The 24045-nt window shown below is 57.3% G+C and carries 22 protein-coding genes; 9 read left to right on the top strand and 13 right to left on the bottom strand.

All coding sequences use genetic code 11. The features are described from left to right. Positions 1–65: 65 nt before the first annotated feature. A complete protein-coding gene (locus M017_RS0105540) occupies positions 66–626 on the bottom strand; it encodes a hypothetical protein (protein WP_155121259.1) in 561 nt (186 codons plus the stop codon). Positions 627–856: 230 nt separating this feature from the next. Continuing rightward, complete coding sequence (locus tag M017_RS0105535) at positions 857–2992, bottom strand: hypothetical protein (protein WP_031496431.1); 2136 nt, start codon at positions 2990–2992, stop codon at positions 857–859. A 203-nt stretch (positions 2993–3195) separates the two neighbouring features. Here M017_RS0105535 and M017_RS0105530 point away from each other — a divergent pair, with 203 nt between their 5' ends. Beyond that, positions 3196–3915 (top strand): nucleotidyltransferase family protein, encoded by a 720-nt coding sequence (locus tag M017_RS0105530; protein ID WP_031496430.1) that lies wholly within the window; start codon positions 3196–3198, stop codon positions 3913–3915. Here M017_RS0105530 and M017_RS0105525 read toward each other — a convergent pair. From M017_RS0105525 to M017_RS26325, 9 genes are all read right to left on the bottom strand, one after another. After that, the gene (locus M017_RS0105525) at positions 3912–6065 is read right to left on the bottom strand and encodes a hypothetical protein (RefSeq protein ID WP_031496429.1); all 2154 of its coding nucleotides are present in this window, start codon (positions 6063–6065) and stop codon (positions 3912–3914) included. The two genes, M017_RS0105530 and M017_RS0105525, sit on opposite strands and share 4 nt — an antisense overlap. Positions 6066–6081: 16 nt before the next feature. Next, a complete protein-coding gene (locus tag M017_RS0105520) occupies positions 6082–7881 on the bottom strand; it encodes a SpoIVB peptidase S55 domain-containing protein (protein ID WP_080507522.1) in 1800 nt (599 codons plus the stop codon). 74 nt (positions 7882–7955) lie between these two features. Then, on the bottom strand, positions 7956–8807 hold the full coding sequence (locus tag M017_RS0105515; RefSeq protein WP_031496426.1) for a glycosyltransferase family 2 protein: 852 nt from the start codon (positions 8805–8807) through the stop codon (positions 7956–7958). 3 nt (positions 8808–8810) lie between these two features. Further along, entirely contained in the window at positions 8811–9992 is a 1182-nt protein-coding gene (locus M017_RS0105510) for a glycosyltransferase (protein ID WP_051669536.1), read from the bottom strand. Beyond that, complete coding sequence (locus M017_RS27420; protein WP_031496422.1) at positions 9989–10867, bottom strand: glycosyltransferase family 2 protein; 879 nt, start codon at positions 10865–10867, stop codon at positions 9989–9991. The genes M017_RS0105510 and M017_RS27420 overlap by 4 nt, the downstream gene beginning before the upstream one ends. Continuing rightward, positions 10864–12039 carry a glycosyltransferase family 4 protein gene (locus M017_RS0105500; protein WP_080507521.1) on the bottom strand — a complete coding sequence of 392 codons (1176 nt, stop codon included), beginning with the start codon at positions 12037–12039 and terminating at the stop codon, positions 10864–10866. Before M017_RS0105500 ends, M017_RS27420 begins: the two co-directional genes overlap by 4 nt. Before the next feature lie 47 nt (positions 12040–12086). Continuing rightward, complete coding sequence (locus M017_RS0105495) at positions 12087–13175, bottom strand: hypothetical protein (RefSeq protein WP_031496418.1); 1089 nt, start codon at positions 13173–13175, stop codon at positions 12087–12089. Further along, positions 13172–14653: an Asp-tRNA(Asn)/Glu-tRNA(Gln) amidotransferase subunit GatB gene (gene gatB, locus M017_RS0105490; RefSeq protein WP_031496417.1), complete on the bottom strand. Its 1482-nt coding sequence runs from the start codon at positions 14651–14653 to the stop codon at positions 13172–13174. Before gatB ends, M017_RS0105495 begins: the two co-directional genes overlap by 4 nt. A gap of 5 nt (positions 14654–14658) precedes the next feature. Further along, positions 14659–15381, bottom strand: a complete 723-nt coding sequence (locus M017_RS26325) for a DUF2461 domain-containing protein (protein WP_051669535.1) — start codon at positions 15379–15381, stop codon at positions 14659–14661. A gap of 56 nt (positions 15382–15437) precedes the next feature. Here M017_RS26325 and murB point away from each other — a divergent pair, with 56 nt between their 5' ends. From murB to M017_RS30135, 5 genes are all read left to right on the top strand, one after another. After that, positions 15438–16349 carry a UDP-N-acetylmuramate dehydrogenase gene (gene murB, locus M017_RS0105480; RefSeq protein WP_238325820.1) on the top strand — a complete coding sequence of 304 codons (912 nt, stop codon included), beginning with the start codon at positions 15438–15440 and terminating at the stop codon, positions 16347–16349. 36 nt (positions 16350–16385) lie between these two features. Continuing rightward, positions 16386–16670, top strand: coding sequence for a hypothetical protein (locus M017_RS0105475; RefSeq protein WP_035957684.1), 285 nt, complete (start codon positions 16386–16388; stop codon positions 16668–16670). 190 nt (positions 16671–16860) lie between these two features. Continuing rightward, complete coding sequence (locus tag M017_RS0105470; protein ID WP_031496410.1) at positions 16861–17307, top strand: SRPBCC family protein; 447 nt, start codon at positions 16861–16863, stop codon at positions 17305–17307. A gap of 108 nt (positions 17308–17415) precedes the next feature. After that, on the top strand, positions 17416–17733 hold the full coding sequence (locus M017_RS30140; protein WP_031496409.1) for an ArsR/SmtB family transcription factor: 318 nt from the start codon (positions 17416–17418) through the stop codon (positions 17731–17733). Then, positions 17726–18211 (top strand): SRPBCC family protein, encoded by a 486-nt coding sequence (locus tag M017_RS30135; protein ID WP_031496408.1) that lies wholly within the window; start codon positions 17726–17728, stop codon positions 18209–18211. Before M017_RS30140 ends, M017_RS30135 begins: the two co-directional genes overlap by 8 nt. On the opposite strand, the gene M017_RS30625 is transcribed toward M017_RS30135, so the two are convergent. Then, entirely contained in the window at positions 18186–18410 is a 225-nt protein-coding gene (locus M017_RS30625) for a DUF3565 domain-containing protein (protein WP_202901619.1), read from the bottom strand. The genes M017_RS30135 and M017_RS30625 overlap by 26 nt on opposite strands. A 277-nt stretch (positions 18411–18687) precedes the next feature. Here M017_RS30625 and M017_RS0105450 point away from each other — a divergent pair, with 277 nt between their 5' ends. The 3 genes from M017_RS0105450 (at position 18688) to M017_RS0105440 (ending at position 22687) form a co-directional block, all read left to right on the top strand. Next, entirely contained in the window at positions 18688–19008 is a 321-nt protein-coding gene (locus M017_RS0105450; RefSeq protein WP_155121258.1) for a hypothetical protein, read from the top strand. A 210-nt stretch (positions 19009–19218) separates the two neighbouring features. After that, the gene (locus M017_RS0105445) at positions 19219–20145 is read left to right on the top strand and encodes a glycosyltransferase (RefSeq protein ID WP_031496403.1); all 927 of its coding nucleotides are present in this window, start codon (positions 19219–19221) and stop codon (positions 20143–20145) included. Positions 20146–20239: 94 nt separating this feature from the next. Next, on the top strand, positions 20240–22687 hold the full coding sequence (locus tag M017_RS0105440) for an ADOP family duplicated permease (RefSeq protein WP_031496402.1): 2448 nt from the start codon (positions 20240–20242) through the stop codon (positions 22685–22687). A gap of 186 nt (positions 22688–22873) precedes the next feature. Here M017_RS0105440 and M017_RS0105435 read toward each other — a convergent pair whose 3' ends face one another. Beyond that, positions 22874–24025, bottom strand: a complete 1152-nt coding sequence (locus M017_RS0105435; RefSeq protein ID WP_238325818.1) for a hypothetical protein — start codon at positions 24023–24025, stop codon at positions 22874–22876. Positions 24026–24045 lie beyond the last annotated feature (20 nt).

Here is a 24045-nt window from a genome sequence, read left to right as displayed (position 1 = left end):
TTATATGGGCTGTTGGGGGGGGGGCGGTGGCGAGGAATACCGCATATCCCAGTCCACCGCAGTACTTACAGAAGCGTGATGTGGATATGATCGTCGTGCACGGAGTTGTAACTTATCTTTAAGTTGCCTCTTTCTGCCCAACTGCCGAGGTCGAGATCTAAGGTATGGTTGGTTCCAGCGATACTCACCGTGAGAACTCCTTCGCGTAAGAGTGTTCTGGCCCATCCAATTGGCAAATTCCCCACTCGGCTGCCGATGGTCGTAAACAGTTGATCTACGGAACTGAGCGCTGCCAGGTTAGCGAGTCCAGTGCGCATCGCTCCCACCCAACTGATCACCCTATCTCTCGCGCTGCTGTCACCCATAAGACCCGATGTGACCGCAGCCTGGAGAGCGTGGTAATTCTGAGTGCCAGAGAGTCCTTGCGAGAATGCGAAGAAGTGGTAAATATCGATATCGGTCCCTTTCGTGTGCGTCTGATGGCCGATGTATCTTCCGTGTTCGCCACTGATGTCATTGATTTTTGTAATCAAATGTTCATTGGCGACGATCCAGTTATATGTAGAAAGGGAGCACCAGTCATCACCGCCAGGGTCTGGTTTACCACCGAAGCGACGATTTGCCATCACATCCGGCATGCGCCACAACGGATGCTGTTTTAAAGATACTAAGTTTGTGTCTCGGCGCCGTCGCCCAATAGTTCGAACCGGTACCTGATACTGTCTGTGGGTGGTGGGGTGCTCGACATCCCCGCTACCCCAGCCAGCTGAAATGTCACCGTTGCGGTTATCTTGCTTGTTGTTGGATTGTAGGACCAAACGGTAGAACCGACCGCCTCATTAAATATTGTCGTTAGTTAGTTTGCGCCTGGTTGCGATTCCAGGAATGTTTTGAGACGTGTTAATGTTACTGACTCAGGCTTTTTGATGTCGAGCACAAACTTTCGATGGAATGTGTTCGTGCTGCCAGGTCTGGGCATGCTGTAGTAAGAAGAGTCATTAATCGGTAAAGTCTTGATGTTATCTTCTTCGAGTGATTGTCTCCTTATTCCGCGGATCTCGAGAGCTTGCGGCGGAGAGGTTGAAATTTCGCCGGATATGGTGGCCGCGCTACTCACGTCGCTAAACTCTCGGTCTGGATTGAGAGGGTCGCTCGGACCATCACTACTGGTTATGCTCACGACGAGATAGGCCGTGATGGCTCTGGATGCTGTGAGCGTAGAAACATCGAAGTCCTCGTGAAGTTCAACTGTAGACCCATCCGGTTGCCATCCTGGATTGACACGGAGTTGCGCTTTGACGGCATTGCTTGTCGCGAATAATTGTTTACCTGAAGCACCGATAAGCAGGGATACTGACCAGAGATCGTTGAATGGAGATCGTTCAATTCTATAGGTCGGGTCGCATCCTGGGCAGAATGGATAGTTTCCTGAGCCAATAATATAACGAAGGGAAAGCCGGCTTGTACCTTGGGGTATTGTCAAGGTTGCGGTGCCGACTTGTGCAATATCCTCAAATGAGGCCATTGCAAATGTGCTCTGGCTGACACCCTCGACGTTTCTTGGAGTGATCCTCTGGAGTGCTGCTTGTTGAGCCGCTCTTGGTAGGTGCATGATCGTGTCTGCGCGGCGAGGAAGCGTCTCGTTCAGGAGATGATAACTGGGGACTCCATTGAGCTGATCTATTGCTCCTAGGAGGGGGAGGGCGATATCCCGGTCACCCGACATAAGGAGGGTAGCAGTCGCGTAGTAATACTTCCCACCTTGCATCGTCTCTGCTCGGATGAGGATCGGAAGCCTCGGGACTTTGGTTGCGAACTCGAAGCTGCCATCCGCTTGGCTTGTTGTTACCAAGCCAAGATGTTCTTCGAGAGTCCAGAGCGATATGGTCAGACCTGCCACGGGTAGCGTAGGCGCCGAAGGTGGCGGTTGGAGCCGACCTTTGATCGTATAGCTTCCCAGAGAAAACGAAAGAGTATCTGCATGGCTGAAGCCATCCAAGTCCTGAGCCGACACATGGAGTTGCAGCTTTCCAGCTTGAGCCGTAAGGGCATTGCGCAGGACCGCGAGATTGCTGGCGCGGATGGTCCCGTCCGCGTCCAGTTGGAACAGATCGGTCAGGTCGGAAAAGTTACCTGGAGCTCTAAGCGTTACCTCAGAGAAGGATTCAAGCTTTGCGACAGCGCCGTTTAAAGCAAACTTCAGTTGGAAGGAACTGAAGTCCGCTGAGAGAATTCCGTCTGGACATTCGGGTGATTCTAATGTCGTTTGTTCCGTAGTTTCTCCTTCGTCATTCAGCAGAATATCCAAAGTTGTTGTTTGTCCGGCTACGACATCAATGGCTTGTTCTTGGAGAAGGACTCTAGCTTGAGAAGGCAAAACTGCGTCCAGCTGATACCTCGCGGGCGCAAGGCTCAGCGTGCTGATGCCGGCGTTGCTTACGCCGACTGAGATTCCATTGAGTCGAATCGTAGCGTCTTCACTCGCACCGAGGAGCCGCCGTCCATTTGGTGCGGTCGTTTCTGGCAAATAGAATCTCGCGATAATGGTTCCCAAATTCGTTGCTGTGGGGAGCGTAACAGCGTGAGTGAGCGCAATCGTTCTTGGAACTGCTTCGTAAGAGTAGCTTCCAGTGACGTTGAGAGTGCCGTTGGCAGACGTCCCTATGTTGCTCGTGGGGAAGTCGAAGGCGAGCGGGATCTCGCCATTTGCGTCCAGCTTCCCTTGATAGAGGGGGAGCCGGGTTGTTTGCGCATTTACCCCGTTGAGTGTGACCGTTTGCAGTTTGAATTGCGCGACGTTTCTGCCATCGGCGTCGGGTCGTAAGGTGAACGCAATCCTCGTCATACCGTTTGTCCCAGAAGGGATGGCGACAACATCTCGGAGGAGGATACGTGGTGCTGCCGCATTGACTGTTGCCGCACTGAACAGAGTGAGGAGTACGACAGTGTATCGCCACCAATTGTACAATTTCAGGACTGTGCGTTTCTGCATAAGCAACACTCCCGCGTCTTATTCTTGATGTCAATGGTAATTTGGTTTGAATTTTTCTGCATGCAGGAATTCATAAAGCAGGGATTTTCTTGAATAGATTTGCCAATACTGTGAGTTTCTTTCAAGGGAATCCTTTATTGCCGGTGCAATGTTGTTTTGAGAGAGTAACCCCATGACACTTCACCTTGCGAGACGATAGCCTTATGAGGCTGACGACAAAGAAGGCGGTGATTCTAGCTGCTGGGCGGGGCACACGGATGGGCGAACTGACACGGGAACTCCCCAAACCTCTGATCCCGCTGAACGGAAGGCCGATGCTGCTGCACATCCTTGATCGCATGCAGGCGGCAGGCGTCGAAGAAGTCCTGCTCGTCACCGGCTACCTGGCCGACCAGTTGGAGGCCACCGCTTCCTCCCACGGCATCCCGGTTCGATTCGTGAGGCAAGAGATTGCGAACGGCACGGCCCGCGCCACGCTGCTGGCCCGCGATTGGGTGGGCGGCGAGCCCTTCCTGCTCACCTTCGGTGACATCCTCGCCGAATCGGATCACTACCGTGGCATGTGGCAGCGCTACCAAGGCGCCGACGGCGTTCTTGCCGCGCGCTTTGTCCCAGACCCCTATCAGGGTGCAGCCATCTACACCGATGCCGCAGGCCGCATCGAACGCATTGTCGAGAAGCCGCCCATCGGCAGCTCCACCACCAACTGGAATAGCGCCGGCATCTACCTCTTTGCGCCGCTGATTTTCGACGAACTCGCTCGGGTGCCGCTCAGCGAGCGTGGCGAGTATGAGCTGACCTCCGCCGTCACCCAGATGATCGAGGCGGGCCGCAACTTGGGGCTCTTCGCCCTCGAAGGCACCTGGATGGATGTCGGACGTCCCGCTGACATTGCTGCCGCCGAACAAAAGCTGCGCGGCTAGCGAACGCTCACCTTCTCGACGCTCTGATTGTCGAACTCATCGGTTACACGCACCGCGATGGTGAGCTCCCCGGGCGCAGGCCGCTCGAGCGGCACCTGGAACTCGAGGTCCTTGGAATCAATGAGGCGAACCGTGGGTTCAATTGGCGTCCAGGCTCCGCCATTGAGCGACACTTCTGCCTTCGCCAGCACGCTCGAAGCGTCACTGGCTTTGAATCGTAAGGTTACGCGGTTACCCGACGCGGTTGCGGCCAACTCACGGATGACCGGCGCCGTGTTGTCGATCAGGAACGGCGCGCTGATGCTGGTGGCGGTGAGCGCTTCGTTGATTGGATTGGAGGGGGCGTCGGTAGCGGTCACGCGCACCCGGTACAAGCCGTCGGCAAAGGCGGTGGAATCAAAGCTGTAGTAGCGATCGCGCAACTTGTCCTTGAGCGGCTTCCAGTTCTGTTCCTTCTCACCCTTGATCTCCAGGTTGAACTCGAGCGTATCGTTGTTCTCGTCGATGGCCACCCAGCGGGCGCCGATCATCCCACGGGCATAGGTGAGCGCAGGGGAGGTCGATCCGTCGGGAGGCGCGGAAGACGTCGAGGTAGAGTTCCGGCCAATCGCAGGCAGGGTGAGGGTGACGGTTGCGGGCACGATGGGAACCGACGGGGCGGGGAAACGATAGTTGGCCGGAGTGGCTTCCACGGCGTCGATCCTCGGGGCGATGTTCTTCGGGAGATAGGCGATATCCACCTGGCTCAGCGATGGGTCTGTTCCGGCGAAGGTCGCGCGCCATTGCAGAAAGCGCGCGGCAGGCGAGACAATTCTGCCTTCTTTGAGCGCCACCCATGGGCTCCACAACTGCGTCGGTCGGTCGAGATTGCCGCTGCGGGTTTCATAACGGATGCTGCCGCCATTCGTGATTTCCTTGGTGTGCATCCGGCCCCACTGCGAAAAGCTGCCGGCATCGAAGATGTCGCTTTCATAGCTGCCTTCGCTGTCGAGCGTACTTGCGATCTCCAAGAGCTTTCCGACATTGCCGGTCACCGCGAGCAGCCGCTTGCCATCCTTCGCAAAGCCGGTGATCTGGGTTGGGGAGAAGCTGCTGAGCAGAGTCGATTCTGACGGCGAGTCGACACGATACAGATTGCCCTTATTCCCAGTGCCGATGATCAATTTCTGATTGTTGTCCACGGCCAGACTGTAGACAATGTCGCTACTGTGGCTCCACACCTTGAGTGGGGCGCCGCCCGGATCGATCTGGATCACCTCGCTGCCGCCGGGGACGGAGGCCGGAAGCGGCGGCGTGGCGGGGGCGGCTGGCCGGGCTGCGCCCTGGCTTTGTGCATTCGGTGCGGGCGCAGGAGCGGCGGTTACCGGCAGCGTTGGCGTGAGCAGTGAAGCTCCGGTGGTTTTCATGCCGATGATGGACGCATAGAGATTCCCATTCGGAGAGGTGGCGAGGCTCGTCACTTCCCGTTTGGCTGATTGGTACACAACGAAGCCATTGCCTTGGTCGTCGACACGCACGATCAACCCGCCAGGTTCCGTTCCGACATACACCGTGCCTTTCGCATCGACGGCGAGAGAGCGGATGTGGTCTTCGTCCAACTTCATCCAAACCTTGCCAACGCCGGCGGGCGTGATGCGATGCAGTTCGCCCCTATCTCCGGTCGCAGCGAGCAGGTCGCCGTTCGGCAGGAAGGCGAGCGACCAGATGTACTTCGACTTCGGATCGTAGAACAACTCGGCCTTGCCTACGGCAGAAATCCGGTAGATGCGCCCATCGGGTGAGGTGGCGGCAAACAGGCGCCCTCCACGATCGACCGCCAGCGCGAAGATATTCATGCCTTCGATCTCGGCGAACTTCTTGGACTGCCCGGCGCGTGTCACCTCATAAATAGCGCTCTGATCGCTCGAAGGGCCGCCCGCGGTATAAACCGTACCATTTGCCGTCGTCGTGACGGCCCAGAGATAGGGAATCGACAGATCTGCCAACTCTTTGACGGCAGGCGAAAGCGAGAGCCGGCCATCGCTGCGCAAGGCTATTTTTTTGAGATTGCCTTTCTCAAAATCCGACTGGGCGTCTTGCGACCAGTAACGGGTATCTACCGCGAGCCCGCAGACGGCGAGGCATAGAAAGACAGAGACAGACTGAAACATTGGAAAAAGAGATCCTTTAGCGGACGTTGAAGCGCAGGACATACTGCCCACCAACGACATAATCGAAGGGGATGGTGGCCGCCTCCGTATACGATTCCATCGCGGCCAGCATCGGCTTGGTCGTCGCACGACCCGCCTGTAATACATTCATCACCGAGCCCGGCAAGCTGGTGAGATTCTTGTCGTCCAAATAGACGGTGGTCTTCGGACTGGTGATCACCAGGAAGAGCTGGTTGTTCGTCCGCTCCTGATTGATCAGCTTCACCGCCTGGGGCAATTCGAGAAAACGATTCGCCATGCCGGCCATCGTGGGCAGGCGGTTGAGGGTGTCCCCGTCCACCAAGACCAATTTGTGTTCGCCCTTGGAAAGATTCGTCGGGATGTGCAGCTTGACATCGCGGATCAATCGGCCACCACGATAAGGCTGGAGGAAGATCTTCACTCCGACATCCTCACCTGGTTCGACGTCGGTCTTATCCATCCAGGCACTCTCGATATTGGCGATGCGGCGCTCGGGGATCAGGTCCACCGTCGCGTTGACGGCCTTCAGCTTCGGGTTCACCAGGCTGTTGCCATAGAGGCGTGAGAATTTGTCGCCCCACCAGGTGGCTAAGGCGACGGCAGGAGGAAGCGGTCCATCCGTAATCGCGGCCATGTTCGCCAGATTCAGCGAAGGCAGGCCATCGAGATCCACTTTGCCGCTGATCCGGTAACTGGTTTCATCGGCAAATTCATTGAGTCCCGAGATGGAGTTGAACAGAGTCATCGTCATCAGGAAGGGCGTCCACTTCTGATTGACGAAAACATTGAAACGGAAATCTTTGACGGTCTCGGCCGTGCCGTTTGCATTCAGGTTGCGCACCTTCAGCGTCACCGGAATCGTATCCGCCTGCTCGCCGAGTAAGCCTTGGATCCCGGAATGGCGATCCTGCCGCAGCGCTCCAACGATCTCGGTGGCATTGCCCACCTTATTCGGCTGGAAGGTGGAACTGAGAACCGTCAGGATGTCCCCCTTGGCCATCGGCATGTCGACTGGCCCCATATTGAAAAACGGATGCCCGAAGCCGAGTACTTTCTTGCCGTCGTTGTAAGTTACCGTACCGAGGCCCGAGATATTCATGTCGCCCGAGACGAGAACGCCGACAATCGGCTCCCCGGGGGCGAGGGATGTTTTCCAATCGTTTGCCGGTTTCACTTCATAGTTCGCGCCCGCCGCGCCGCCCATCACCGGGCGCAAGCCCATCTGTTGCATGGCCGGGCCGAAATAGCGGAGCGTGGCTTCTTCAAAGCCAGAAAAGGTGAGAGGGGTCTCGATCGGCGTCATCATTGCACCCGATAAGACGTGGTCTGGTACTGCGATGCTGCGATTGCCCGCAACGGACTGCGGCGTTTTTGAATCGGGCGGTTTCGACGAATCGAATTGATTGATCTCTAGCATCAGATCGATCGGGGTAATCCCACAGATCGCATCGGGGGAGAAGACGCTGATGCGCAAGCTGACGGCACCCACCAGCTTGCCGTCGATATAGACAGGCGAGCCGGACATGCCGCCAGCAACACCGGTGCGAAGTGCTTTTCCGAACATCTTCGCGAGGATAATGTCTTGTTTGGGGCCCCAGGCGTTTTTCCAAAGGCCGATAATCTCGATGTCGACAGGCTCAGCCTGCGTCCCTTCAAAGACAGTCCAGGCCGTAGCTTTCATGCCGGGCTTGAGCTGATCCATCGGGAAAATATCGACTTTTCCAGCTTTTGGCGCTTGGCCAAAGAGCGTGGACACAGTGAGAGCAGCGATTGCCAATAACGATAAATTCTTCATTCACTTCCCAGGTCTGACTCTATAGACGGTATCGGCAGCCCGGCGGATGCCATGAATCTCACTATTATAGGGACTCAGCTTTGCTGTGTTTGGAACGACTCGTAGACAAAGCCCAACACGTTCGCCGTCTGCGAAAGCAGCAGGAGCGCCAATACCGTCCAAGGAGATTGGACGGCGGAATTGCGAAAGGGTGCCTGGAAGAGGCCAGGGTAGAACTGATTTTTGAGCAGTCTGCGATTTGTGCCCCGCTTCTCACGGCGGCGGAAGAGCGTATAGGCTCCGCGTCCATAGCGGAAGTGTTGGTTGCAAAATCCGCTGAGATTGAGGTGGTGGTAGTGCGTGACGACAGCCGCTGGCGCAAACACGAGTTGACTCCAGCGCTCGCTCAAGTCCCGGTCTTCCGCGGCAGGAAGCGGAAAAGACGTATCAAAGCCATCGAGCCGCCCGAGTTCCAAGGCCGCGCCGCCAAAGTTGTTGCTGGTAAAGAATCGGAGGCTTTGCTCGTGCTGCTCGAAAAACGCATAGACATAATCGACCAGGCATTGGCTCGCACTCGAAAAGACATTCTCCGGGAGCCCATTGACGGTTCGCCCCCCGACCATCGCGCTGGGATTGTGGCGGTGGGCCTTCACCAGTTCCATGAGCCATTGGGGTTCCGGCTCGCAATCATCATCCGTAAAGACGACAAATTCGCCTTTAGCTTTCCCGAGGGCCGCATTCCGCGCCGAAGCAGGGCCGTTTTGTTCTTGCCGGAGGAGCTGGACTCCGTCATAGGCCGGGACCGGAGGACTGGAGCCGTCATCGATGACAAGAATTTCGACGCATTCCTTGGGGTACTCCAAGCGCTGGCAGGCGGCGATGCAACGTTTGAGCGAGTTGTGGCGGTTGTGTGTTGGGATGAGAATGGAAACGAAAGGACGCGTCACAGTCTAGGCAAGACCTTTCAACGTACACAGAAGTTGCTGATCCAGTTCGGCCGAATTGTACTGCTGGAGGATGCGCCGCCGGCCTGCTTGGCCCATCTGCCGGCGGAGTTCCGGGTCGGCGCCCAATTGGGTCAAGGCTGCAACCAGGGCAGCGAGATCACGTTCTGGCACCAGAATGCCCTCTTTGCCGTTCTCGATCAATTCAGGAATCCCACTATGGAAGGTAGAGACCACAGGAATCTCACACGCCATGGCCTCCATCAACGCTACAGGGATTCCCTCTTCGTCTCCATTCCCTTGTGTTTCGGAAGGTAATAGAAAGAGGTCTGCCTGCTGCAACTCCTGGAGCACGGCCTGCGACGATTGGATGCCACAAAACTTCACCTGATGCTCCACGCGGAGTTTTTGCGCCAAACAGATCAACTCTTCCCGCATTGGCCCATCGCCAATGAGGCGGTACTCAAACGGGATGCTGAGTTTGGCCAATGCGGTGATCGCGGTGGCAAGCCCTTTATAGGGAACGAAGCGGGCCACTGTAAGAATTCTCAGGATCGAGTGTTCTTGGTGAAGGGGAACGAAATGGTTGGGGTTCACACCCATCCGCAGCACTTGCATGCGATCGGGTGGGCAACCCATCACTTCGAGCTTTTGCCGGCCGTAGTCGCTGATCGGTAAAAACAAATCGCCCGTAGCAAAGAGCGGCTCATAGATCTGGCCTCGAAAGCGGCGGGGGTAGCCGCTGATGTCATCGCCATGCAGCACGGTAACGAGCTTTCCTTCGATCGCACCAGCCTGCTTGAGCAGTGCCGCCTTCCGTCCATGAGCGCCGAAGTGGGCGTAGAGAATATCGAAGGGCGCATTGGCGCCGGCTTTCCAGACACTCCAGGGCAGCCGCAAGGATAAGGCGTCGAGCCCAAAGCGAAAGGGATTGAGCGAGCGGAGCAGCGGCCAGGACATTTCACCTTGGAGCACGGCCCGCAGCAGCCCGAGCAGGCGGGGAAGCGGACGGGCGGGCATTTCTTCGAGCCGCCACGGCCAGGTCGGCGGCGCACCGTGGACTTCCGCGGCCTGCGTCTCTGCAAACAGACGAACTTCATGCCCGGCCGTGAGCAGGACTTCCAATTGATGCAGAACGAAGGTCTCCGAGTAGACCGGGTAAGGGCCGACGAAGTAGGCGATTCTCATCGGCCCCCGCTCCGGAAGAGCAGGGACCGGAGCTGCCACCAGACCGGACGACGGGAGATGGGCGAGCGAACCGTATGGGGCGACCGGAGCACTGCCTGCAACAAGGCTGCGAGCTGCTGCTGTTCAAACAGCGCGGCTGCGGCTCTCAGGTCTCGTGCAACCTGGCGCTGCGAGGGCGGGAGTGTTTCGATGAATTCGGCGATCACCCGTTCGCGAATCTGGTCGATGTTCTTTGGTTTTGATTGCCCGTCGTGCTGGCGATACTCGAGCACCACCTGCGGCAGCACACGGACAGGACCCAGCCTGGCAATCTGGAGCCACATCCCACGATCCTCGCAAGAAACATGGCGTGGATTGTAGCCGCCGACGGCACGCACGGCGTCGGTACGATAGAGATTCTGTCCGGAGTTGGGCGTCCAGTGAAAGAGCAAATCCTTCCAGGCTTCGAGGAGGGTTTGCGGACGGGAGATCTGAAAGTGGAGCGTTGAATCGCGATTCTTTTCGAGGTAGCGGCGCGAACCGACGGCGGCAACAATCGTGGCGTCCGCATCCAATTCTTGCGTGAGAACTGCGAGCGCATCGCGGCGGAGCAGGTCATCGTCGTCGAGGAACATCACATAGGGCGCGCGCGCCAGTGACAGGCCCAGGTTGCGCGCTGCACTGCGTTCCCCGTGCTTCTCCAGACGCTGGGTCACGATCTGGGGATGACTCAGGGTCTCGAGATACTCCGCTGTACCGTCCGAGGAATTGTCATCAACTACGATGTACTCCCAGTCGGTGAGGGTCTGGTCGCGAACGGAGGCCAAGGTCTCGATCAGGAGGTTCCGGCGATTTCTGGTAGGAGTAATGATGCTGACGCGGGGAGAAGAGATCATCGGACGCCCGCCAAACTGCAGAGACGTGCAAATCTGTTGAGAAAGTTTTTCTCGCTGTGATGCTGATTCACCCACTGGCGCGCAGCGCGGCCCAAATGACGGCGGCGTTCTTCATTCGCAAGAAGCTGGCGCAACCCTGTTTCCATTGCATCGAGGCCAGCCATGCCATTGCCGTCAAAGTGACCGTAATAGTGGCCGAAGCGTGAGGTGAGCAAGTCCGGGTCCTGGCCGCTGAGCAACACCGTCTCGCAGGCGAAAGCCTCGAGGAAGCTAACGGCAAGCCCTTCGTGGATGGAGCAATTTACCGCGGCCCAGGCTGCGGTGAGCAGCTTCAGTTTCTCCGCCTCGCCGACATGGCCGAGTGTGCGTACATTGGCGGGAAGATCGACCGGCGCATAGCCGCCGTTGCCATGAAAGTGAGGTTGCCCCAGAAACAAGAACTCGACTTCTGGAAAGCGACGGGCGAGTTCGACAAAGAGCCAGGGGCGCTTGATCGGATCGAGACGGCCGAGGAAGACCACATTGGGTTTGGCACTCTTCACGACTTGTACGGGATGCAGTTCGATGGGATTGGGCAGGAAGTAGCAGTTGCGCGGTTCCTCTCCGTAAGCGGATTGGAGCTTTGCGATCAAGGAAGGCGCCGGAGTCGCCACCAGAAGTTTTCGCCGGAAGAACCATGCTTCCCTGACAATCTGGCGCATGGAACTTGCGTCATAACAAAACAAGCCCTGGGGTTCTTCTTCTGTTGCTTGGCCAGGAATGCGGCAGGTGTAAATTTTCTTGGCATCCTGCGGCGTCCTGGGGTCTCGGGTCCAGACAATCGCCGGTGTCCGCGGCAGGGAGCGCAGGTACACGCTATGTGCCAGCGTATAGTCCACTGTCAGCAGTAAATCAAAGTGCTCGCGCTGCATCTTCCGGAAGTTGTCAAGGCGGTTGTGGGCGCGGAGCAGCACGCGGGCTCCATGAGATTCCGCTTCGGTCCGGGCTCCATCTTCAAAATTTTCCGTGGCAACAAAGGTGAGGTCGACACCGAACTCGCGGTTCCGTTGAAAGGTCAGTGCAAGCTGGCGTGCTGCCCATCCAAACCCTCCCATGCCACCGAAGGCTGGATCGAAGAACTCTGATGTAATGACGCCGAGCTTGAGCCGCTTCGACTGGGAGAGGGAGACCACCTGTAGAGCATCGCAAATCTAAGGGGAGCAGCGCTAGGAAGAATCCCTTAATCGACTGCTTCGCGGTCGCGCGGGTCAATCTCTTGCGGTACGGCGGGCAGTTGCCGCCGGAACAGCAGTCCGATCACTCCGCCGATGAGGATGGCTCCCACCAGGGAGATGCCACTCACCAGAAAGAATGGGAAACCGCCTGATTCCACCATCGTCGCCTCGCGGCCCGGTTCTTCCAACGCGAAACGGATCACCTTGTGGGTGGCGGTGGTGGTCTCATCCGAATCGATAAAACGGCCGTCGAGCTTCACATGGGCCAGTTCCTTGCCCAGGCCGAGCATCGTGCGCGGGAAGGCAAGGCTGACCACGGTCTTGCGTGCGGTGGGTGGAAATTTGATGCGGAGCTGGCGGCGAGCGGCATCAAATTCAATCTTTTCGATCGCGGAGGCTTGCGGCCAGGCGACGGTGAGGCGTCCGGCTTTGCCTGGCTCGATGAACGCCGCGACTTCTTCCTCGTGGATGCTGAAGTCTTCCTCTGTAGGCGCAGTGATGCAGTTGACGTGATTCGCCTCAAAGCGGCGCTCCGGCAGAATTTTACCGAGTGCTGCGAGGTTCTCCGCCTGGGGAATCGCCGAGAGCGGATAACTCCGCGCTCCTGTGAGCACGCGAATCCAGCGGCCAATGCCATTCTGGAGGGCCATCGTGTCATATACCGTCAGTTGTTGGCTGGCAAAGTTGTAAACGCTGTGGTGTCCAGCCTGGCTGTCCCAGTTGTTGTGGAAAAAACGGATCAGCCGGCCTGGAGTGCGAAGAAACTGGCCGCCGCTCTCCAACTTGGACTCGGCGATGGGGCCGGTATGATCCACCGAAGCGGAACTCAGGCCGTCGAGAAGCTGGCAGCGATCGAGATACTTCGATTTGCCGTCCGCACTGGTGAGCCGGTATTGGTAATTGAAGCTGGCTGCTTCCTTGGCGCACCAGATCTCGATGCCCAGGCCACTTGGGTCCTTCAGCCGCAGGAGCAGGGTGCTGTCTGTTGCTTGCGCTGCCGGACAGGCTGGCAGGTTGGCGAAACGCATCGGCATCACGTCGGTTTGTGCGCCGAGTGTGAGCGCCGATGCGAGAAGGAGGAGAATACGGATCACGAGTCGAGCTTAGCTTTCAGCAGTTCGTTGCAGACGCCGGGGTTCGCCTGGCCTTTGGATGCCTTCATCACTTGACCGACGAGGAACCCAATGACCGCTGTCTTGCCGCCCTTGTACTGTTCCACTTGTTTCGGATTGTTGGCCAGAACCTCGTCAATGATCTTGTCGAGGGCGCCGGTATCGGAGATCTGCTTGAGGCCGTCGCGCTCCATGATCGCCTTGGGCGACAGGCCCTCAGCGAACATCTTGGGAAAGATCTCCTTCGCCAGCTTGCCCGAGAGTTCGCCACTCTGGATCAGTCCAACGAGTTCGCCAATGTTTTCCGGCGAGATTGGAGAAGATTCGATGTCTTTGCCTTCTGCATTGAGCAGACCCACCAGTTCGCCCATCACCCAGTTGGCGGCGAGCTTCGGATCGGGCGAGGCCTTGGCGGCACGTTCATAGTAGTCGGCCATCGCACGTGTGAGAGTCAGGACCTGGGCATCGTATTCGCGCAGACCATACTCATGGACAAAACGCGCGCGGCGCTCACTCGGCAACTCTGGCATGCGGGCCTTCAATTCGGCCTTCCAGTCTTCCGGTACGACGAGCGGCAACAGATCCGGCTCGGGGAAGTAGCGATACTCTTCCGCAACTTCTTTGTCGCGCATGAGCATCGTTTCGCCGGTTTCGGTGTTGAACAGGCGACTCTGTTGGCGCACCCGGTCTCCAGCTTCGATCAGGCCGATCTGACGGAGAATCTCATATTCGATGCCCATCTTCACATGGCGGAAGCTGTTGAGATTTTTGATCTCGACCTTGGTGCCAAACTTCTCTGTGCCCTTCAGCCGGACACTTACGTTTGCGTCGCAGCGGAGCTGGCCCTTTTCCATATCGCACTGCGAAACTCCGGTGAATTGCATGGACTGCTTCACTTCGGTGAGATAGGCGTAGGCTTCGTCGGAACTGCGCATATCGGGTTCGCTCACAATTTCACAGAGCGGGGTACCGGCGCGATTGAGGTCGACATAGCTGTACTGTTCGGAGTCGCGGAAGCCATCATGCGAACTCTTGCCGGCGTCATCTTCCATATGGACGCGGGTGACGCCAATGCGCTTGGTGACGCCTTCGACATTGATATCGAGCCAGCCGTGCTCGGCCAGTGGCTTGTCATACTGCGAAATCTGATAGCCCTTGGGGAGGTCGGGGTAAAAGTAGTTCTTTCGTGCAAACACCGAAGACGGGTTGATCTCACAGTGGAGGGCGAGGGATCCTTGCACACCAAGCTCGACGGCTTCGCGGCTCAAAACAGGCAGTGCGCCGGGGAGCCCGAGGCAGACGGGACAAGTGTTGGAATTCGGCTCGTCTCCAAAGCTCGTGGGGCAACCACAGAAGATCTTGGTGTTGGTGGCAAGTTGAACGTGCACCTCCAGACCAATCACAGGCTCGTATTTAGCAACCTGTTCAGGCGTCGGAAGCGCAGCGACAGCAGAGGACATAGCCTCTATTTTGGCATGTTGAAGTGGATGGGTTTGCGATTTTGGAGCAGAGGACGGTTGAGGAATTCGATGAAAGGCGTCAGGGCCTTCATCCGTTTGGAGATTTCTCCGAGTAGTGCTGAGGTTTCTGCGAGTTCCGGGGGGAGGGAAGTCCAGAAGATATACATCTTCCGCTTCAGCAAATCCTCTGCCGGATGTCCGGGCAGATAGCCTTTCGGGGTGCGCTTCATCACTTCCCCTTGCAACTCGCCCATCAGGTTCTTCAGCTTTTGGTTCTCGACGATCTTCCGGAACTCCGCATGATGGTCTGCGATCCAAGCCCGATAGAGTTTCAAGTGCTCCGGGAGCGGATTGTAGACACCCGCCGCAATCATGAACTCCTTTGTGGTCAGGTGAATATAGAAACTCGCGCCTTCCCCCTTGCCCAGATTGTGGCGATGGAAGTCGGCTGCAATATTGGTTTTGTAGGGCGTCTTGTCTTTTGAGAAGCGAATGTCGCGGTAGATCCGCAAAATGGCTTTCTTCGGCTCGACAATATGTTCCGGTGCAAAGGCCAGTAACTCCTGATTGAGGGCGGCCACCAACTCGATCATCGGAGCCTTCACCTTCTCCTCATAGACCGGCTTCTTCTTTTCAAACCACTCGCGATTATTGTTTTTCTCAAGGCCCTGGAAGAATTGCAAGGCTTCTTTCGGGAAACCAGGGAAGCCGACAGTGCTGCGGGGCATACTAATCAATGATGCAAGGATTTGGGCCGAATGTCATAGTTCGGGAAAACGTGGCAATGAGCGGGTTCACCCGATTTGGACTCGGCGGACCGGCCGCATACCTGGTGGACGTGCAAGATGCGGCCGCGTTGCCGCACGTGGTGAACACATTGCGAGAACAGAAGCTGCCTCTCCTCACCTTGGGCGGTGGTTCCAATTTGATCGTCTCCGATGCCGGCTTTGACGGAGCGGTGCTGCGTTTTGTGGGCAAGCGGATTGCGCGCAAAGGCGGCATCACGACAGCCGAGACCGGCGCCGTCTGGCAGGACGTCGTTGATTTTCATAGTGATTTGGGCCTGACGGGTATGGAGCGGATGACCGGGATTCCGGGCTGGCTGGGCGGTGCGATCTACGGCAACGCCGGCGCTTACGGCCAGACGATCATGGATTTTGTCGAGAACGTGCGCGTTTTCGATGGCCTCTCCGTCCGCGAAGTGTCGAATCCGGATTGCCGCTTTGCCTACCGCACCAGTGGCTTCAAATCGCACAAAGACTGGATTCTGCTCGATGCGCAGCTTCGATTGGTGGAGGGCGATCGTCTCGAGATCCGGCAGACCGCAGCCGAAATCCTGGCGACCCGCAACGAGAAGTTTCCGCCGACGATGAAGTGTGCTGGGAGCATCTTCAAAAACTTACTGGTCGCCGGCTTGCCTGAGAAGGCGCTGAACAGTGTCCCCCAAGGCGTCATGCGGGCAGGAAAAGTTCCTTCGGCCTGGTTTTTGGAACAGGTCAGTTCCAAGGGTATGAAGCGCGGCGGCATTGAGGTGGCCAGCTACCACGCGAATCTGATCTACAACACCGGATCGGGGACGGCTGCCGAAGTCTGTGAGTTGATCGATGAACTCAAGGCCCGGGTGCTGGCGGCCTTTGACCTCCAATTGGAGGAAGAGGTGCAGTATGTCGGGTTTGCGGACCGCGTCAGCCACTAAAGTTCTGCGCCGCTCCAGTCGATAGCTGGCGCACAGATGTTACACAATCGTCGGCGACGTGGCAGTTCCGTGCCGTCCGGATATTACCGCTTCCAGGGCAGCGGCAACCAGGTTCTACATGGCTTTGGCGACGGAGATTTCATCCGTCTGCGAGACGAACATGGACGGGAGTGGCGAGGAATCGCGGAAGTTTACGAGACGATGGTGCGTTTCCGCTTCCGTGACGAGGACGGGAATCATGTTTCCGGCATCTCCGACTCTGGGAACGGAATCGTACTCCGCGACGAAAAAGGCAACACCTGGCGTGGTTTTGTGGACTAGCTTCGCGCCTGGCCACTGAGTGGCGTGACCGTTTCTCTCATCCTTGGACCACCTGGGATGGCGCCGCCTCCCCTGCAGCAATCCAATTCCCACTATTTTTTTGCGCCCCTGCGCCGCATGCAGGGCGTGCACTCTGTCTTGACATGCAAGTAAATGCTTGCCTATTATTGTCAGCAAGGAGAGTTTGAAAATGGTGGACATTCTACATAGAATCGGCATCAAAGCGTCGCTCGATCAAGTCTATGAGGCGCTCAGTACTCGCGACGGCCTGGCTGCCTGGTGGACGCAGGACACGACAGGCGAAAGTCAGATTGGCAGCGCGCTCCGGTTTCGCTTTCTACAAGGACGCGGCGGCTTTGACATGAAAGTTTTAGAGCTTCAACCCGCCAAGTCTGTGCTGTGGGAAGTGGTGGACGGCCCTGCGGAATGGATTGGCACAACGGTCCGTTGGGAGCTCAAACAAGAGGGCGACTACGCCATCATCCTGTTTTATCACCAGGGTTGGAAGGAACCGGTGGAGTTCATGCACCATTGCAGCACCAAGTGGGCCATCTTTCTGATGAGCCTAAAATCCCTGCTGGAAACCGGCCAAGGAACTCCTGACCCGAACGACGTCAAGATCGACAACTGGAACTAAAGCACCGACAATGAAGGGCTTGAGCGTGCGGGACGCTGGGAACCCTTCCTGGCCCTCGCCTCGGGAATCCTGGTACGGAGTGATCGATTGGCCACACATTCTCTCGATATGGACAAAGTCTTCAAAGCACTTGCGGACCCGAACCGCAGGCGCTTGCTGGACCTGCTGCATCAGGAGAATGGCCAGACTCTCACCTCACTGTGTGAACACATGGACATGACTCGCCAAGGTGTAACCCAGCACTTGCAACAGCTCGAAGATGCAAACCTCGTCTCGATGTTGCGCCAAGGCCGGGAGAAACTCCACTACTTGAATCCGGTGCCTCTGCACGAGATTCATAAGCGCTGGATTGGAAAGTTCGAGCGCAGCCGCCTCGATGCGCTGCGCAATCTCAAACAGAAATTGGAAGGGGATGACAATGACTAAACCTGACTTTGTGTACGTAACCTACATCACGACAACGCCGGAGAAGGTGTGGCAAGCATTGGTCGATACGGATGTGGCAAGCCAGTATTGGACGGGTCCGAATGACTATGGTCCTGCGCATGTGAATGTATCGGATTGGAAGCCCGGTTCTTCCTGGGAGCACCAACTCCTCGACGAGGGGCGCACGGTTCACATCACCGGCAAGGTCCTCGAGAGCAATCCTCCGCATCGTTTGGTGATCACATGGGCGAGGCCGCAGGAGGCCGATGACGATTCCAAACATTCGCGTGTCAGCTTCGACATTGCAGCGCAGAGCGATGGGACGGTTCGCCTGACCGTCACGCACGAAGACCTGCAGGGCGACCCCAAGATGCTGGGCGGGATTTCGAACGGCTGGCCCAAGGTCCTTTCGAATCTCAAGACACTGCTCGAAACCGGTCGCACCCGCCCCCTCACACCGGTGTCGGCGGGATCGTAAGTGGTGATGGACTGTCTTCGCACTTCGTGCAATTGAGGTCTGTACCCAGAAAAGCCGCGCGGCCTTCTTCCGTCAAAACCCATGGGCGGAGCTCCCACGGGGGGCGATGGCGGAGGTGCCGCGTATGGCCGCAGGCCAGCACTGCCACCCACTCGTCCTCTGCGTCTTTCTGATAGCCAACCACCTTTGCAAGCGGCATCTGCTCCATTCTATGGGAGCCCTCAAACGGTATCTAGAGACTGGACGCAACCAAAGGGCGGAACTGCTTCCTGGACTTTGAGCCATGCCTCATCGCACCAGACGTCTTCGTAACTCCAACCTGTGGTTCCTCCCAATAGTTGCCAGCGCCAAACCAGCAATGTCTTGCCCTCGAGCAGGGGCACATTGCTCGCGCTGTACACGGTTTTTTAAAGGTCAAGTCTCGACACGATACAAGGGGGCCATCGTCAGAGCCCGGGTTGCATGCAAGTACAGAAGTGCCCGCTTTCGCGTTGGCGCAGTCGAGCAACACTCTCTCGTTCCGGTCTCAATCGATTTTTGATCGAGCTGAAAAGCCTTGCCAGGTCATCCGGACGATGAACATCCTGAACCGCTCGTACTTCTCAGAGGAACTTCTGAAGCAAGCGAGTCTGGTTCCAGGGGGAATCTGGATCGTCGGACGCACAACGGAAGACAACTTCATCAATCACACCAGTATCTTTGAGCTTCGTCCTCAAGGCTGGCACTTAATCGAGCGTTTGCATGATGGCTCCGAGATCGAAGGACTTGCTCTCTCGATGCCTCCGGTTCGCGCATGAAACCGCTTTCCTTCCTCCTGATCTCTGACACTTATCCTCCGCACATCGGCGGCAGTGAAGTAGAAGCCCAGCGCGTTAGCGCTGGCATGATGCGGCGGGGCCACAAGGTACAGGTGCTGTGTGCGGGAGGACTCCCTATGCCGGAACTGCGCGACTGGATTGATCCTGCTGGTGTTCCAACCCGCATTCTCACCCGGCAGCCGCGGGAGAATGAAGGACATAACCTTTGCCTTGCGTGTTGCTTGGTCCCTCTGGCGGGAACGGAAAAACTACCAGATTGTCTACTTCCTGATGCAGGGCCTCCATTTGGCCGCTGGCTTGCCTGTGGCTCGCTTGCTCGGTAAGCCAATCATCATGAAGTTTGGGGCCAGTGGTGTGATTCCCTTGATGAGAGGGAGCCGGGCTGGACGTTTTGAACTGGATTGGCTCAACCGCTGGGCCTCCCGGCTGATGGTCCTGAATCAGGGGATGGTCGATGAGGTGATCTCTGACGGCTTTCTTCAAGAGCAGCTCTTTGGGATGCCGAACCCAACCGATACCAACCAGTTCCATCCGGCTGCGGATGGAGCAGAGAAGAACCAGTTGCGCCAACAGTTGAGCTTGCCCGTGGATGCTCGCATTGTGCTCTATGTTGGCCGGCTATCTCCCGAAAAAGGCCTTCCGTGGTTGCTTGAATCGTTCGCCGTCGTCTGGCGTCAAATGCCCCAGGCTCTGCTGGTTCTTTGTGGCGATGGCCCCCAGCGCACCGCTCTCACTACGCAAGCAAACTCACTCGGCATTCCACAGCAGCAGATTATCTTTGCCGGCTTGAGGCCAGTTGCTGAGGTTGCTCTCTGGTGTCGCGCGGCGGATTTCTTTGCCCTCACCTCCCCGAGTGAGGGATTTTCTTGTGCTCTGGCCGAAGGCATGGCTTCTGGATTGCCTTCTGTGGTGAGCGACATTCCTGCAAATAGACAGCTCATTCTCAATGAGGAGAACGGCCTCCTGGTGCCTACTGCGGAGATCAGCGCGATTGCGGCCGCGCTCCAAAGGCTACTCGCTTCAGTGGATTTGTGCAACGGGCTCGGCCAGGCGGCGCGCCAACGCATCGTTGATCACTACTCACTCGACAAAGTCGTCTCTCTTTACGAGAACTGATTCCAAGAGATCCTGGAAACGCAGCACCAGTAAACACGAGGACGCCGTTCTCACAAGCCTTGTCTCGGCAAGAGGCAACGGATATGATCTGCCCATGAAAGATCTGATTGTCGCTGCCAGGGCTCTTTATCGGACACCAGTATTTACTTCCATCGCAATCCTCTCCCTCGCTCTGGCCATCGGCCCCAACGCTGCGATCTTTGCCGTGATTGATGCGGTCCTCTTTCGCCCCTTGCCCGCCATTACCCAGCCTGATCGTCTGGTCTCCATCTACCACAACAATACTCAGGACCCGAAGACCTTCAACGCTCTTTCCTGGCTCGATTTCAACTACTACCAAAGCAGCGCACGCTCCTTTTCCGGGATGCTCGCCTATTTGCGGCTCCCGCTCTCAGTCCGCCTCGCAGAGCGCAGAGAAAATCTTTCCGCTGAGCTTGTGAGTGACAACTATCTGCAGGTACTTGGCGTCGCGCCCCGCCTCGGCCGCGACTTCAATGCCGCCGATCGCGAGCCCGCCGTGCTGATCAGCGAGCAACTCTGGCGGGATCGCTTCCAAAGCGATCCGAATCTTCTGGGCCGGACAATGCAGGTGGGCGCAAGCTCCTTCGCGATCATCGGCGTGCTGCCGGCAGCCTTCCGCGGCATCGTGATGGATTGGGGCGAGCGGCCGCAGGTCTGGATTCCGATGCGCTTCTATCGGGAGGCGGTGCCCGCTCTGGCGCAGGTCGAGATACTCCGCGAGTGGGGCATGCGCTCGATGGTCGTCACTGCCCGTCTGGGAGACCAGGTCAGCCTCGATCAAGCTCAAGCCGAGGTGGAAGCGCTAGCTAGGCGAATCAACCTCGATCATCCCGAACGCGATCGGAACCCGCAAAAGACTTGGATCGCCACTGCGATGCCACTTGGACAGGCACGCTTCTGGCCCGGAGCCCGAGCAAACGTAGTGACCGTGCTTCTCGTATTGATTCTCGTTGCGGCAAGTGTTCTCGTCATTGCTTGCGCCAATGTCGCGATGCTCCTGCTCACGCGCGCGGCACATCGGGAACGGGAAATCAGTGTCCGCATTGCGCTCGGCGCTAAGCCTCGGGCGGTGCTCAAACTTCTCCTCGCGGAAAGCCTGATCCTCGCGCTAGGTGGCTGCGGCCTCGGGTTGCTCCTGGGTGTGGCTCTCACCAAGGGACTTTCCAGCTTCCCCAAAATTCTTTCCGTGCCTCTCACTCTCGACCTTTCCGTCGACTGGCGCTCCCTCAGCTTCTGCGCCGCGATTGGAATCCTGATCTGCATTGGAGTCAGCCTGGCTCCGGTACGGCACTTCTTACGAACGGACTTGACCACGGCCTTGAATCTACGGGGAGCAACCTCGCGCCTCGGCTGGCGGCGGTGGAACACTCGTTACGTACTGAGCGCTGCGCAGATCGCCATCTCGCTGGTGCTGCTGGTGCAGGCTGGCCTCTTCTTACGCACCTTCCAGAGTGCCGCCGAATCGGACTCCTTCCTGCGTGCCGGCAATCTCTTCCTCGCCAAGTTGCAATTGCCCCAGTCGGAGAACTCTCTCGAAGTCCAGGCCAAGATCGCACGCGAGCTCCCCTCACGCATGCAACAGTTCCCCGCCGTGCAGCGCGTTGTCTTCGCCAATGTATTGCCGTCGAGTGGCGTCCGTTCTGCAACCGAAGTGCAGATCCTTGCGCCATCGACGCAGCAGGAACCGATCCGGAACAGCATGGATAGCAATGAGATCAGCCCGGGCTTCTTCGATCTCACTGGGTCCTCCTTGCTACGCGGCCGCGATTTCACGGCGCTCGACCTGCAAGGCCAATCGAAAGTCGCCATCGTCAATCAGGAATTGGCAGACCAGTATTGGGGCGGGGACGCGATTGGCAAGCGCGTGCAAGTGCGCGGCCAGGACATTGCGATTGTGGGCTTGGTGAAAGATCAGGTGCGCCGTTCCTATCGCGATGCGGTTCCGCCGCGCATCTACTTCCCGATTACTCCCGGCACGCGCGCATCGTTGTCGGTGATCGTCCTGGCCCGGGACAACTCCCTGCAGGCGTTGCCGTCCTTGCAGCAAGCGCTGGCGCAACTGGCGCCCGATGCGGTTCTCGATGCTCCGCAAACACTCGCCGCCTATGCCTCAGTTGTGCTTGCCCAGGAGCGCCTGGCCGCTTGGTGCCTGGGCGCACTTGCCTCGATCGCACTGATCCTCTCGCTGATCGGGCTCTATGGAACGGTCGCCTATTCGGTGGCGCAGCGCAGAGGCGAGATCGGCATTCGCCTGGCGCTCGGCTCTTCGAGCTTTGAGGTGGTGCAGGCGATGTTGCGGCCGGTGGCTGCCGTATCGCTGGTCGGCTTCGTTGCGGGTTCGATCCTCTGTGTTGCAGCGATGCGCCTGTCGGAATCCTTACTTTACGGAATCACTGGCGCCGACCCGTCCACCTGGATTCTAGCTGGGGGCTTGCTGGCCTCGACGGCCCTGGCCGCAGCCGCGCTGCCCGCCGTTCTGGCCTCCCGGAGCGATCCATCGGAGGTGTTGCGGTCGAGCTAGGAGGCGGTAGTTCACGGAACAGGTCTTTGAGATCCTCTCCCAGTTGAACGATCTCAAAGTCAAAGAAGCCGCAGATAGAACGCCTGCCGTCTGGATCCAATACTAAGTTCCAGCTTGAGGAGTGAGTTGCTCTCACGCATACCGTCTTTTCAGTGGAAGCGGAGGCGGTGGAGCTTTGGCGTCTGGCTATTGAGTTTGACCGAACCACACCCAATAAACAGGCCTTTGCTCGGAGTCTCGGATAATCCAATCCGGAGGGTAATCAATCTTGGTTGATTCGTGTCTGGCTAATGCCACGGCAGCGCACTCGGAGTTTCTGCAGCCTACAGACGCACGAAGTATTGGGGTGTTGATTTCACGGATCTCAAAGCTTCTGGGGGCGTAAAAAAGTAAAGGCAGCGCTATTCCCCAGTCTGCGGACTCAACGGTCTTGATCCTTTTTCTTTGCAATATGGTGGCTAGCTCACGAACCTCAGGATGCCAGTACAGTCCCGGGCCACCATCTCGTAATGTAAGCCAGAAGCTGACTGGGGCAATCGTTAAGCTCAAGAGAATAGTAATTTTGAGAAGGGGCGAAGTGCGAAGGAGACTCTCGATCAGAAGTGCCAGCACGATTTCTGGCACGGGCCACAGAAGTCCGATGTGATGGACGCTGTACCCAGAATTCGATCGCACAGCCATGATCATCCACGCAAGGATGAAAGATAAGCTCAGCGCGAAAGCACGTAAGAGATTATCCAGCTCAGACCTTGAGGAGTTCTCCCATCTGCGAAGATACTTGACGATTCCCATCACAAGCAATACCAGAAGGATCAAGGGTAGAGGAGAAGCAAAGCCTCTACGCAGACGTTCAACATATTGGGTGGGGGACTCAATACTTGTCATATACCCGTACAAAACTGTTCCATCTAGAGCTGCCCATAATACGGACAACTTGTAAGGAATGACAGCCAGGTCCCAGTGAGTCTCCGTTTGTAAGGAGATTGCCGGCACAATCAAGTTAGCCAAGACTAGCGGAAGACTGCCAAGCGCCAGGCCAGCGGCTACTCGAAAATAGAAGTACAACGAAGGTTGGGCAGTACTCGTTGTCCAACGATGGATCAGAATATAGCTGCTTAAGACTAGACAGATAGGCCAGATAAATGTGAGCTTGTCCCAGAGACCTAGCCCAATTGAAATTCCGCAGCAATAAGCGGCCCAGTTGCTCGGAGATTTACGGCCAAGCGACACGTTCATTGCCACGGCAAATGCAAGATTAGATAACGCCATCGGCCCCCAGTCACAGATGTGCGTGAGCCAAAACACGTGGTTGAAAGCCACCAGAAGCATAAAATACAAGGCCCCAGGCGCTCCGAGCC

It is taken from the genome of Bryobacter aggregatus MPL3 (genome assembly GCF_000702445.1).
GTDB classification, from domain to species: domain Bacteria; phylum Acidobacteriota; class Terriglobia; order Bryobacterales; family Bryobacteraceae; genus Bryobacter; species Bryobacter aggregatus.
This window is presented reverse-complemented; position numbering and strand designations above follow the sequence as displayed.